Origin of the sequence: Pedobacter jejuensis (assembly GCF_003725795.1) — a bacterium.
In the GTDB taxonomy this organism is placed as follows: domain Bacteria; phylum Bacteroidota; class Bacteroidia; order Sphingobacteriales; family Sphingobacteriaceae; genus Pedobacter; species Pedobacter jejuensis.
On the sequence record NZ_RBEE01000012.1, the window covers coordinates 1 to 13,296 of the forward strand.

13 protein-coding genes are annotated in these 13,296 nt (G+C 38.1%); 4 read left to right on the forward strand and 9 right to left on the reverse strand.

Going from position 1 to position 13,296, the window contains the following annotated elements; genetic code table 11:
• The coding region (locus D7004_RS07540; protein ID WP_167459436.1) for an ATP-binding protein at positions 1 to 187 on the forward strand (187 nt) is incomplete at its 5' end.
• Positions 188 to 313: 126 nt separating this feature from the next.
• The gene (locus D7004_RS07545; RefSeq protein ID WP_167459437.1) at positions 314 to 877 is read left to right on the forward strand and encodes a histidine kinase; all 564 of its coding nucleotides are present in this window, start codon (positions 314 to 316) and stop codon (positions 875 to 877) included.
• A gap of 305 nt (positions 878 to 1,182) precedes the next feature.
• Here the strand turns inward: D7004_RS07545 and D7004_RS07550 are convergent, their stop codons facing one another.
• On the reverse strand, positions 1,183 to 1,539 hold the full coding sequence (locus D7004_RS07550) for a winged helix-turn-helix transcriptional regulator (RefSeq protein ID WP_123205270.1): 357 nt from the start codon (positions 1,537 to 1,539) through the stop codon (positions 1,183 to 1,185).
• Positions 1,540 to 1,617: 78 nt separating this feature from the next.
• Here D7004_RS07550 and D7004_RS07555 point away from each other — a divergent pair, with 78 nt between their 5' ends.
• On the forward strand, positions 1,618 to 2,481 hold the full coding sequence (locus tag D7004_RS07555; RefSeq protein WP_123205271.1) for an SDR family NAD(P)-dependent oxidoreductase: 864 nt from the start codon (positions 1,618 to 1,620) through the stop codon (positions 2,479 to 2,481).
• 460 nt (positions 2,482 to 2,941) lie between these two features.
• On the opposite strand, the gene D7004_RS07560 is transcribed toward D7004_RS07555, so the two are convergent.
• Together D7004_RS07560 and D7004_RS07565 are read right to left on the reverse strand one after the other, a co-directional pair.
• Positions 2,942 to 4,027, reverse strand: a complete 1,086-nt coding sequence (locus D7004_RS07560) for an acyltransferase family protein (RefSeq protein WP_123205272.1) — start codon at positions 4,025 to 4,027, stop codon at positions 2,942 to 2,944.
• A gap of 475 nt (positions 4,028 to 4,502) precedes the next feature.
• Positions 4,503 to 5,600, reverse strand: a complete 1,098-nt coding sequence (locus D7004_RS07565; protein WP_123205273.1) for a hypothetical protein — start codon at positions 5,598 to 5,600, stop codon at positions 4,503 to 4,505.
• Positions 5,601 to 5,790: 190 nt separating this feature from the next.
• On the opposite strand from D7004_RS07565, the gene D7004_RS07570 reads away from it, so the two are divergent.
• The gene (locus tag D7004_RS07570) at positions 5,791 to 6,423 is read left to right on the forward strand and encodes a 4'-phosphopantetheinyl transferase family protein (protein WP_123205274.1); all 633 of its coding nucleotides are present in this window, start codon (positions 5,791 to 5,793) and stop codon (positions 6,421 to 6,423) included.
• 9 nt (positions 6,424 to 6,432) lie between these two features.
• Here D7004_RS07570 and D7004_RS07575 read toward each other — a convergent pair whose 3' ends face one another.
• From D7004_RS07575 to murJ, 6 genes are all read right to left on the reverse strand, one after another.
• Complete coding sequence (locus D7004_RS07575) at positions 6,433 to 7,041, reverse strand: class I SAM-dependent methyltransferase (protein WP_123205275.1); 609 nt, start codon at positions 7,039 to 7,041, stop codon at positions 6,433 to 6,435.
• A gap of 67 nt (positions 7,042 to 7,108) precedes the next feature.
• A complete protein-coding gene (locus D7004_RS07580) occupies positions 7,109 to 8,242 on the reverse strand; it encodes a glycosyltransferase family 4 protein (protein ID WP_123205276.1) in 1,134 nt (377 codons plus the stop codon).
• Complete coding sequence (locus D7004_RS07585) at positions 8,235 to 9,365, reverse strand: glycosyltransferase family 4 protein (protein ID WP_123205277.1); 1,131 nt, start codon at positions 9,363 to 9,365, stop codon at positions 8,235 to 8,237. Before D7004_RS07585 ends, D7004_RS07580 begins: the two co-directional genes overlap by 8 nt.
• Positions 9,366 to 9,374: 9 nt before the next feature.
• Positions 9,375 to 10,532, reverse strand: a complete 1,158-nt coding sequence (locus D7004_RS07590; protein WP_123205278.1) for a glycosyltransferase — start codon at positions 10,530 to 10,532, stop codon at positions 9,375 to 9,377.
• Entirely contained in the window at positions 10,516 to 11,736 is a 1,221-nt protein-coding gene (locus D7004_RS07595; RefSeq protein WP_123205279.1) for a glycosyltransferase family 4 protein, read from the reverse strand. The genes D7004_RS07590 and D7004_RS07595 overlap by 17 nt, the downstream gene beginning before the upstream one ends.
• Before the next feature lie 7 nt (positions 11,737 to 11,743).
• Positions 11,744 to 13,282, reverse strand: a complete 1,539-nt coding sequence (murJ, locus tag D7004_RS07600) for a murein biosynthesis integral membrane protein MurJ (protein WP_123205280.1) — start codon at positions 13,280 to 13,282, stop codon at positions 11,744 to 11,746.
• Positions 13,283 to 13,296 lie beyond the last annotated feature (14 nt).

The following is a 13,296-nucleotide window of genomic DNA, read 5'->3' on the forward strand; positions in this document are numbered from 1 at the left end:
TAGGCAACCGAAGCGTTCAACAAAAATTAACTCAAAAATACCAGTGAAGGAATGGTATGATATAATTGGTGAGAAAACAATAGCAGATGCGGTTCTTGATCGTATCGTTCATCACTCAATAAGAGTTGAATTATTTGGTGAATCTATGAGAAGGAGAAACTCTAAGATTGAAAACGTATTTTTGTAAAATAACAGTTGTTAAACAGGACTTAAAAGATCGATTCTAAAAAGCCTTTTTCCACAACAACTTCTGCTTTTTTCAAGCAACAACTCTGGGGGTCAATTTAAAATTGGCGAAAGGGGGTCAAATTTATTGGTATATGCACTTACCTTTATAAAAAATGCGACCCGGCATAATCCTGAGCAAGCTGATGATGCAATATTGCGTCTTTCGGATATTATGAGTTATGCAATGGAGCGAGATATTGAAGGTCTGGCTCCGTTGAGCAAAGAACTCTTTCAGATGGAAAATATTATTCAGCTGAACCAGCTTAGATATGCAAACAGATTACATATCCGAAAGCAAATAAATATCCACGTTGAAGCGGTTTTAACACTGCCAATCATTTTACTTACCATGATTGAAAATATTTTTAAGCATGGTAACTTGTTGGTTGAAGAACATCCTGCAATAATTGAAATAATTACTAATAAGGATAAAATAAGCTACTACACCCGTAATCTAATTGGGAACCAGGCGCCACCTCAAAGAAACGCTGAAGGATGTGGACTGACGAATGTTAAACAACGGCTGGAAAGCCAATTTCCTGAACATGTTTTCGAGCACAATTCAGATGGATTATTTTTCGAATTAAAAATCGAATTTCCCACTCCATTAGCTGAACAAAGGTATGAATTTGAGAATTATAATTCATAAACAGGACGAGTCAGATTACTGTGGCTGGAATAGCGACTAATGTTGCTATTTCTTATTTTATTTTTCTGATGTGGGGTTTTGGCGAAGGAGTACACTATTTTCCTTCTTTCAACATTCTCGCTTGAGGCGGATTTGGTGAAGTGGCAAAAAAAAATTACTATCAAAAATCAAACAATTGCATTCGCTACTAATATATGGTCACCAGCGGCAGCCAGCTAAAATACGATGCATTTCCTGATATTGTGAAAGGCATTGATACCCCTCTGCTAGATTTAGCAAGAAGCCTACAACCTTTTATTAACCTACTAAGTCTTTTTTTCTGTTATCATCGCTTTATGGTTCCGGCCCCAGTTTTTCATCTCTTCGATTAAAGGCGCTAATGTTTGACTATACGCAGTAAGCTTATACGTTATAAGGATTGATGAATCTTCAGAAACAGTGCGGGTAATAAGCTTGTTTATTTCCAGTTCTTTTAACTCTTTAGAAAGCATTCTTAAAGTAATTTTAGGAATACTGCGGGAAATTTCTCTAAAACGGTTATTCCCATTATTAATCGACATGATAATGGGAAGCTTCCATTTACCGCTTATCACATACAATGTATCTTGAATATGCCGCATATCCCGTAAACATTCTTCGTCACTTAGTTTTTTATCATTCATCTTTATTGATATACTTTAGTATACTGATTGTAAAAGTATATCAATATAATGATAGTTTTGGAAAATAAATAAATAGAAATGGAAAACGAATTTACATTAAAGGATACGATTGTATTAGTAACCGGCGGTAGCAGAGGGATTGGGAGGGGTATTGCGATTGCGCTGGGTAAATTTGGTGCTACGGTTTATATTACCGGCAGACCCCAAAACGCTCCAAATAAATTATCGGGTTCAATTGAAGAGACCGCTAAGGCGGTCACAAATGCCGGAGGAATCGGACACGCTATTTATTGTGATCATGCTATTGACGATGATGTAGCAGCTGTTTTCGAAAGAATAGAGCAAGAAGTGGGTCATATTGATATTCTCGTTAATAACGTCACTAGTTTAGCCAGTGATATTCTTTCGCCGCCGCCGTTTTGGACCAAAAGCATCCAGCTGGCTGACCAAATTACAGTGGGCTTACGTTCCGCCTATATAAGCAGCTTCTATGCAGCCCCATTATTGCTGAAATCAAAAAAGGCTTTGATTGCAAATATATCTTACTATGGAGCGGTATCCTATCATCTTGACCCAGCTTATGGAGCTACAAAAGCTGGTTTAGATAAAATGACCTGGGATATGGCTATTGATTTTAAGCCTTATGGTGTTTCAGTAATTTCTATCTGGCCCGGCCCTACTGCTACTGAATTTGCAGTATCTTTACTTTCTCAAATTGAAGGCGGCGAAAAGATAATGAAAAATTTTGAAACGCCGGAGTTTACTGGCTTGGTGATTAAGCACGTTTATTTGGACCCAGATGTATTAGCGAAATCAGGCTCCGTACTTATTGGTGCTGAAGCCGCTATCAAATATGGATTTAAAGATATCAACGGTAAGTTACCACAAGTATTGAAGTTAGGATTGGGATCTCCGGTAGTTTATTTTGAAGTGAACCATTGACCTAGGGCACAACCATTTGCGGCACCATTAAACCTGAAAATTAGAATTCATTTAAAACTTAGTGACGTAGGTCTAAAGGTTGGTTTTGCTGATTTATTTCATTTTTCATTAGTTTTTAAGAACAAGTTTGGAAAAAGACCAAGTGAAGTGATGGGACTTCACTTGCTGTTAGTTTTTCAAACATTGTAGTCCCCAGATGCTAACAATACTCCTGAAGTATTCTCTTTGAAACCAATAGCATCACAAAAGCTGGGTGTGTTTAAGACATCCATTTTTAACCAGATAATCTATTTCTTAAAGCCCTCTGAATTTTCACATATTAATCTATCAATTGCTACCATGTTGCGATATAGATATACGTAATGCTAGGTTCTAGGTACATAATGTATATTATCTTGATACCACTAGCTAGCATAAGGAAAACGAAGTGAAAATCCAATAATGTGATCAGATGCCCTGATTATAAAAATCTTCTCTTTAACCAATTTCTCAACGGGATATCATAAATAATCAAAACTAAATAGGAGAACGCTATTAAAATAATCACGCCAAGTATTATAATGAGATTAATATATGCAACGGGTTTATTTTGGTTATAAAAATTTAAAAATATCCAGATAACAGAATAGTGCGCCATGTACAGCGGATAAGAGATTTTTCCGGAAAAGTTACATAGCTTTTTTAAATTGGGTGCCAATGATGCCCCCGCACCCAATGCCACCAGTAACGGAAAATAAAACAAAACTACGATCGGTTCAGAAATCCAGTTCCATTCAGAGAATGGCATTATAAAAGCTAAAACAAGTAATGCTGTAATGCCAATAAATCCTAATTTGTTTTTTATGATCCAATTGAAGCGATAGACTAAAATTCCTGCCAGAAAGGAATAGCTGACCCGTATTCCGCCATCCCAAAACGTTTTATTATTCCATCCGCCTGTCAATGAGCCAGATTTATATATCAGCCATCCAATTAAAACTGCTGAAATACCGACCATTGCAATCAAAACGTTCCGTTTGAGCCTGTAAAATATTAATGCATAAAAAAAATTAGCAACGTACTCCCAGAAGAGGGACCATGCAGGTGCATTGAGCGCAAAAAGAGCGAATCCCCTTTCGGCAAGCACCGGAAAAGGAATGAGCAAAATTGAACTAATCACCATGGGTATAATTTCGCCATAGCCTGGCAATTTCCCATGAGCGGTAAATGGGTCAAGCAGCATCCCCAACAATCCCAATAAAGTACCCAAAACGACCAACGGATGCAACCTTATTAACCTTAATTTAAAAAATTGCACCCTACCCAGCTTCTTGATACGTCCGTCATAGCTATAAGCGATTACAAATCCCGATAAACAGAAAAAAAAGTCTACTGCAAGAAAACTATGCCCAATCAGAATTTTACTGTAATCCGAAATCGTCATCTCTATAAAATGAAATGCGACCACAAATACTGCAGCTATACCTCTCAATCCATCCAGGATTTCAAAATGCTGCTTAGAACCTTCATTATTCATTACCATTGATTGTTTAGTGTGCTGATCCATTCTTTATGTTGATATTAAAGATATTGTGTGTACAACTGGATGTCTAATGTTATTGAGTTTACAAATCAATTGATAAAAGATTGTTAGGGTATTTCCATTGATGTGAAAGCTTTCGCATCAGTTTTAGATTTCTGCTTGCGATGCCAGAGAATGGTCCGAGCCTCCTCATAAGCATTATCAATCTTTTAAAAAAAAGGTCATTTGAATCCACGCAATTATTATTTGGTTAGTAATAGCCGACTTGGCCGCCTATTAATATAAAATTAGAAAATCTATTGTTCCGGAAAATGTACAATTTGACAAATCTGATATACTTTATGACTTTTCTACATTAAATTCTAAATTATGTAAAATCAATTCTGTTAATTTTTACCTTAAATCCTGTATAAGTATTAACCGTCTCGAAAGCATTTGGAGGCATGCGTAACCGGGTAATGGTATTTTTAAATTTAATTCCATTTTTTAAGTTATAGATCTATTTTTTTTCTATATCCACGCTATCCCTAATGCTTTTAAATAATGCATCTGCAAACGCCTTATGTCCCTGTTGGCTGGCATGCCCATCAAGTGTCCCGAAATCAAATTCTGTTTTAAAGGCTATTTGCGGCTCAAAATAGGTAAGGTGATTGGCCTCAAATATTTTCTTTATCCTGCCGTCCGTGGGCGCATACTCAAAGGAGTAATAATAAATCTTTGCTTTGTGCGCTGCAAGGCTGTTGGTCAAATCCTTCAACATTTTTATCGTTTCTTCTTCGGTATATTGTACTGGCTGAATATTACAGTCGACATTTCCCTTACACCAGAAAATCTGTTTTCGGGCGTAACCTTGTGCTTTATTTCTGCTTTTGACAATTGGGGTTCCAATTATATCCAGCCAACGCTGGGATTGGTATTTTTTAATGTAATAGTTAACAAAGTATCTGTAGAGGTAAGAGTGATTAAATAAAAAATTACGAAAATCTGTTTTCAAAAGTTCCTGATCTATAAATTTCTTCGCCTGGCTCAGGTCAAGTCTATAATCCTCAAAGTAATTAATCTGAATGTCTTTATAAGTGGTCCGGAACTTTTTCCCATCACTAAAAGGGAACTCTGAGCGGAAAAGAATCAGATCAGGATTTAAACGAAGACATTCGGTATTAATCAATCTTACATTTCTGATTCCGAAGTTCTTCCCGTCAATAGCCATATTGATGACTTCTACAGCGCGCCCCTCGTCTCTGAACTTTTTTTCCAGCAGGCCAACATAATTGAGCGGACCATTGGTGTTTATCCCATTCTCATCTGATGCCCCTACCACAATAATCCGGAAGGTGCCGGGCCGCTTGATGACTTGAAACGGTTTGCCGGTAAACCCGAATCCGTTAATTTGATACCTGTTGCTGAACCCCGCTGTCCTTAGAATACCACTTGAATTGGGTTTATAACGGTAACCTAATATGGAATCGGCCTGGTAGTTACACTGGGACCATATTTGAAGTTTTTCGGTACCCCGTAATCTGATAACAGACTCTCCTATTAATAAAAGAGCTGCAATAACTAGTAATGTCTTAAGTGTTATTTTAAAAATTTTCATATAAATTATTGATGTGGAATTTGTTAAAAATGCTTATCGGTTTTACAAATTAATTAGCTGATAGATAGTGGAGGTTATTACAAATACCACTATTTTCAGGGGCTAAAACTTTATTGTTAAGGTAACGTGTCTGTCGGTTAAAAAAGTTTCATAAAATTAGCACATAGGCTTTCATAAACTTCGTATTACAATGATCAAAATTTACTACTCCTGCTTCACAAAGCAATTTACAGATGAAAAGCTACATCATCTGCTCAGTCTTTTGCCCGTAGAAATCACGGAAAGAATCCTCAAGTTCCGAAAGTGGCAAGATATCCAACGCGCACTTTTGGGTAAACTACTGCTAAAAAAAGCCCTACTTGATTTTCAATCTAACAGTATATTGTCTGCTATAACCTATAATGCCTATGGCCGGCCAAACCTTACGGATCTGGATTTCAACATTAGCCACTCTGGCAATTACGCCATTTGTGCTGTATCTACTCAAGGACAGGTGGGTATCGACCTAGAGATGGTCAGGCCAATTGACCTGGCACATTTTAAATCACAGTTTTCCCTTATCGAATGGCAGGATATAATTAAAGCAGAAGATGCCATTTCAAAATTTTTTTTCTACTGGACCTTAAAGGAGGCAGTGATCAAAGCGGATGGCCGTGGCCTTTCCCTGCCTTTGGATTCTTTCCGCATCAAAGCAACCCATGTAAACATACTGAACGATACCTGGTATTATAAATCCCTGAACTTCTTGGATGGCTACCAGGCCCATATTGCTTTCTCGTCTCCACCTCCAGATGGTATTCTAATAGAACTTGAAACATTTTAGGATCTAAATCTATACTATAATCCCAAGGCCAAGAAACTTTTCGTAATTATAAAATTTCTTATGGGTTTCTTCTGCAAGATGATAACACGCCTTGTTTACTTCCGGATAGCTTTGTGTATCATGAAACACTGTACATTGGCTATGTTTGGATGCCCATATATCACAATCGTAAGTATCGGTGAAATTGTGCACAATATCTATGTAGATCAAGTCGTATTCAGAATCGTTACCAGCTATTAAATACCGGAAATCTGATTTAATAAGCTGAATATTTTCCCAGACGGAAAGGCCTTCCGCGAGCTCATTATAGTTATTGGTGTGTTTACCAGCGTTAACATCACGCTCAAAAGTATCTACGCAGGTTACGCTATAGAAATAATTGGAAAGCGCTACTGCCGAATACCCATATTCAGTCCCGAATTCGAGGCAGTTGTTTCGCGGCACTTCGAAGCGGATCAAAATATTAAGTATGATGGATTCCAGCCCACCCCAGTGTGAATCATAACGAAGTAGGTTCTTAGGATAATTAAGCTGAGCGAGCTGATATGGAAGAGCAGGATATCTCCTGTTTATTTTCTCCTCTACGGATTTGTAATAAATGTTTAAAATATCTCTCATATATATTAATTTAAATGCTATTTATTTCGATTGAGTGCTTGTGGATCCATTTCTATTCATTAGGTGATTATTCTCTAGAAATTGACTGATATATATTCAAAGTTTTTGTTGCAGCAAGCGCCCAGGTAAATTGCCCGCTCCACTTCAATCCATTAGCGATAAGCATATCTCTTACCTGTCCATTAGATAGGATATTTGTCATGGATTCGGCCAATTCGCTAATATCTGAAGGGTCTACTATTAGACAGTTTTTACCTGTAATTTCGGGGAGTGCTCCCCTATTGGAAATAATTACCGGACAACCGCATGCCATTGCTTCAAGAGCTGGCATTCCAAACCCTTCATACCAAGAGGGAAACAGAAAGACCTCACTCATGGAATATAATGCGGGGATGTCGGCATCTCTGACGTAACCAGTAAATATAATATCATCCTTGTGGCTGGTTTTATCTAAAAAATCAAAAACCTCTGAATATTTCCATCCTTTCTTGCCGGCAATAACCAGTTTACAGGGAATGGAAGAACGATTTTTGAAGACATCAAATGCCCGAAAAATTGAGATCAGATTTTTTCTGGGCTCGATATTACCCAAAAAAAGCATATACTTCTCAGGCAGGTGGTATCTTTCCCTAACATTTTCAAGAGTTTCTATATTGGATACCCTCAAAAATTTGCTATGGATTCCATGGTGGACGACGTGAATCTTACTTGCCAAAATATCTGGAAATTTTCTCATGATATCATCTTTTACACAATTGGAAACTGCAATTATTCCGGATGCGGCCTTCAATGAACTGCGGAGGAATAGCTTGTAATATATCACTGTTTCATCCTTACTAAACCTAGGAAAATCAAGCGGGATGATATCATGAACGGTTACAATCGCCGGGATTTTTAGAAGCGGAAGCACATAACCAGGAGAATGGTAAAAACGAAACCCACCTCTTCTGAAATAAATTGGAAGGAACACGTTTTCATAAAAAATTCTTTTCATCCTGCCTGAAGTGTTAAATGAGATTCTTTTCAATGTTAGGTTAGTCCTTTCTTTCAGGCTTCCGGAATAATTATGAGACAATAAAACTGTAAAATGATAGTTCTTTGAATTCTGCGCGCCTAGTGCTTCTATAAAATATTCTATTGAATATTGTACACCGGAGTAATCCTGGTTGAGCAATAGCCCATTTATCAGTACCTTAGTCATTTAATGAAAAAATTATGTCCCGGATTTTCTCCAGGCTGTTCAAATTAAACTTGTCTTCTACCAACCTTCGCGCTTCTTTTCCGAACTTTTCGCGTAAAGAAGGACTGTTCAGCAATAAGCAGATTTTTTTTGCTATATCCTGCGGTTTACTATTGTCCATCAAAAATCCAGATTGCCCTTCAATGACAACTTCTGCAGGGCCGCCACTATTCATCGCAACTATTGGTATTTCCAATGACATGGCTTCAACCAGAATTCTGCCAAAGGGTTCCTGCTCCGCAAGATGCACCAGAACATCAACATCTGCCAGCTTGCACAGGATATTTTCCCGGTGATTCATCATCGTGAGGTGGTTAGTTAAATCAAGTGACTTTATTTTTTTGACCAGTAAAGCCTTATAGCTGGTAGAATCATTAAAGAGATCACTACCAATAATGACACAATGCACATTTGAATTGTGATTGAGAATCTTGCTTGCTACTTCTATAAACAATTCATGCCGTTTCCAAGGAATGAGCTGTCCGATGTGGGCAATAATCAATTTTTTTCTGTCCAGCCCTAATTCTGTTCTAAGTCCTCCTTCAGACCGGACAGGCCTACGCCAGTTCCGGGTATCTATTCCATTATAAACGAGGTAGGCTTTATCCTTGTGGGGAAGTTGCTGCAGGAGATGATCGGATACACATATGATTTTGTCGGCAAAAAAACTTAAAAGCCATGTGAGCCTTGCTCCCGGCAGATTATCCCTCAAGTGCCAGATTAAAGGCCTTCCGGTAATTAGTTTAACAGGTAGAGCATATAAATATGCCTGTGTCGTATTGGCATATATGCATCCAACTTTTTCAGAAACTACAATCCTAGAAATCCGGATGACACCTTTAAAAAGTTGCCACAGTTGAGGTGCAAGGCCAAAAGCCCCATTTCTTTTGAAACGGATTAGTTTTACAAAATACAGTGCTGCCATCATTTGCAGCTTCTGCGCTAATCTTCCATTTCCAGGAAGCGCAACAATGGCCTGAAATGAACCAGTGAGTATACTGACAACATCCAGCAGGCTACTTTCAGCTCCCCCCAAATGTGCTGTATTACTGATGAATAATATTTTGCTGTCTTTAGTCAACATAATTTTAATTTAATACTGTTTTTTTCTACTTGCCGTAACTCCGCTATAAATTGCGGTGTGTTTTTCGATAAAAATATTAAATGAGGCATGCGATGATAAAAATGAATGGCCGTGGGCGCCCATTTTCAGGCTTAAGCATGGATCCGATCGAAGCAGTTTAATTTTTTTGGCTATTAGGCGGTGATCCTTTACGGGAACCAGAAAGGCATTAGCATTTTCGAACAGGAATTCATATCCCAGGTTAGTCGCTATAATGGGTTTTTCAAACCTCAGTGCTTCTAAAATAACATAAGGAAGGCCTTCCCAAAGGGAAGTACTGATGTATATATCGGTTATAGAATAAATTTGCTCTATGCAATGATGCTGACCAACAAATATAATTTTGTGTTGTAAATTGAGCTGTGCCACAAGTTGCTGAAGCTCGGTTGAGAGCTCACCTTCTCCAACGATAAGAAACTGTATTTCTGTGTCTGTTTTAAGGATTTCATTGGCTGCAAAAATATAGGTTAACCAGTCTTTTTGTGCCGTAAGCCTTCCAATCGAAACAACCACTGTGGAATTTTCTGCTATTCCCAGTCTTGCTTTGGCGGGTGCTTTATCTACAGTGTTGTACTCGTGGTATTTAATGGCATTATTGATGTGCAACAGCTTTTTCGATGGAACGATTTCATTCATTAAGGCATTAATTTTTTCAATATTAGAGACGATTATTTGAGAAGTGATCCTACCCATTATCTTCTCAATGAAAACAAAGAATGACTTTTTAATGCCAGATTTTCCCTGGAAATAAAAACAGTGTGGGGTATAAAGAATGAGGGGTACAGTCCAGATCCAGGCCGCAATCCGGAACAGCACACCGGCTTTGGAACTATGCGCATGCACAACATGGTATGGTAAATTATTTCTGAGATGCTTACATATGTGATAAAGAGCAATCCCATCATACCAGGGATTGATCTCTCTTCTCATAGGTATATCTATAACCTCGACGCCCGCTTGCTTCATTTTGATCACGGCATTATTTGCATCCCGGGAACGCTGGGTTGAAAGAATTACTGTAATATCAAAAAGTTCTTTATTAAGGTCTGTGACCAGATATAACAGGTGTTTTAGCGTACCTGAACCTGCCGCTTCCAGCCCAAATAATATTCTAATTCTTTTGTCCATAACTTTTAAAGAGCGCAACGATTTGATCCGTGCTTCTTGCGATATTAAATTCCTTGATTTTATTGAGTCCGTTAGTTATTAGTTGCTCGCAGCAAACCGGATCATTAATCAACCTTTCTACAGCAGCAACGATGCCCATCGTGCTTCTTTCATCGACCAACAATCCTGTTTTTTCATGGTTTATGAGTTCAGGAATTGCAGAAACTGGCGTAGCAATTACCGGAACTCCTGCCGCAAGCGCTTCCAGAAGCACATTAGGCAAACCATCCCTATCCCCATCAGAACATATTACAGAAGGCAGAACGAAAAGATCTGCATTGAGTAAAAAGCCTTTAACCATTTTGCTTTCCATTGCTCCATGTAAACGGATTTCATCATTTAAGTGATAGTCGGTTATATATCTGGCATATTTATCATAATATGGTCCGTCTCCAATGATGTCACAACAAATCCTATAGCCCTTTTGCTTAAGAAAGTACATGGCCTCCAGCAGGTAATAAATACCCTTTTTTTCGACAAGACGCCCAATTGTCAATATTTTAGTAATTTCTGTTATTTTTTTGTGGGCCGTGGGCTTTACTGTCCATTTTTCTAGTTCTATACCGTGGTAAATCTGTACGATTTTAGCTGTTCGATGTCCTTTATACAGATTCCGCAGGAAAGTTTCATTATATTTTGTACAGGTGATCACAAATGTTGCCTGATTAAGCTTTTCTTTTAGTTCCAGAGGTTGTGTCGTATAAATATCATTTGCATGGGCAGTGCAGCTGAACCTCAGGCTTGAGAGTGCTGACATGATAGAGGCGATGGTGCACGGATGGGAAATAAAGTGGGCATGTATGTAATCGGGTGAAAAGCTTCTTAGCCTGTAAAGAAAATATACAGCAGTCGAAAAGTTTTTCAACTGCCTGAGCAGTTGCCATGGAGCAAATAAGGAAACTTTCAAATTTTCCAGAAGCACCTGCAGGTACCTATTTCCATCCTTTTTGATGAGGTAACAGTGCGCATTCAATTTTCCGAATGATAAGGGAGGGCTATCATAAATATCCGCGGTCTCACCGGTGTATGCTCCATTGGTTTGAGTTACGTTTATGAGGGATAGGATTACAATCTTAAAACCCACTTTTCTCAAGTTCTCTATTTCGTTGGAGATAAATGTTTCAGAATAAGAAGGAAACTGACCGAGTATATAGGCTATAATCATAGACAGGCTATAGGATTAAGAGATTATTTTTTCTGATGCCCAATAACCTTAAAATCAAAATATAGGTGATCGCACCAGTTAAGAAAGTTACTGCTATAAATGTTATACGTTGGAAAAAAGTAGGATCGCAAATGTTATTGAAAGCGGATCTTGAAAGGAAGATAACTGCTGCGGTCAATACACAGGCCAGAGATACCTTACTGATGAATGATAAAATCGGCTTATATGGGAAGGTAAATTTTCTTTTAAGCAATAGCAGTAGGATGATTGTCTTGGTCGCTTTTGAAATGCTCAGGGCTAGAGCAATACCTGTGTATCCCATGACTTTGATGAGCATAAATGTCAGGAAAATATTTTCTACAGCACAGATTATTCCGATAAAAATCGGCGTTTTGGTATCAGAATCTGCAAAATAGAAAATAACGAGAATGGTTTCAATTGCAAAAAATACCATTCCAAACCCGTAAAGCTTTAAAGGGGCAGAAGTAAGCATAGTGGAATTATGATCAAAGGCGCCTCTTTGAAATACCAGTGCGACAATATCGAATGAACACATATAGTAAAAAAGTGCCAGCGGTAAAAACAGCAGAAAGATCCAGGATAATGAGTTAAAAAGTAAAGATTTTAGTTCCTCCGTTTTTTTTGCAATCGAAAATTCGGTAAAGTAAGGGAATAGGATTACGCTTATGATATAGGGACAAATGGCAATGGGAAATTCAATAAGTTTTTTAGCATAGCCCAGAGCAGAGAGCGAACCATCTGGTAAATAAGATGCGAGCGCATTATCGATCAAGCTGCTAAGCTGGGAAAAAAGCATACCAATCATTAGCGGCCAGGTCAGTTTCCAGATTTGTGAAGTATAAGGAGATCTAAGCGTAACTTTTCCGAATGAGACATGCCTAATCAGAATTATCCCATGCGACAACAGTTTCAAAAATGAGCCGAGGATAATTCCTGCCGCTATCGCATAGATACCTAATGAGCTGAAGAAAAAAACAATCGATAGCATGATTGAGACCTTATAAAATAACTCTCCCACGGTTGAAACCGCAAATTTCTTCATTCCATTCAGTGCTATCCCAGTTAATGCAGACAAAGCCAGAAATATGATTGCGGGAAATGTAAACCGCAGTAGCTGGGTGGAAAGCATTTTTTTATAGGTGGAGAATCCAGGTGCGAAAAGATCCGCAAGTAGTCCAGGTTTTATGTAAATCAGGGCAACCAACAGTAGCATTACAAAAAAAATTAACCTGGCAAATAGATTAAAAAGGTTCCATGCTCCTTTACTATCCTTCAGGTGCATAGCGCTTAAGAAGCCGCTTAAAAACCCAGGCTCGATGATTTCCCTCACCAGGACAAAGATACTCAGCAAAATACCCACAACGACATTATAAATATCGGTCATACCACTGGTTCCCCAATAATAAGCTACAAGAATCTTTTCAAGGTATCCAAATAGCTTTATTGCCATCGATATGGCAAACACAGCGAATGATGACCGGATAACGGGATTACTCCACGACTGTTTCAGATATTGTGTTAACATTTATCGTTTTCTCA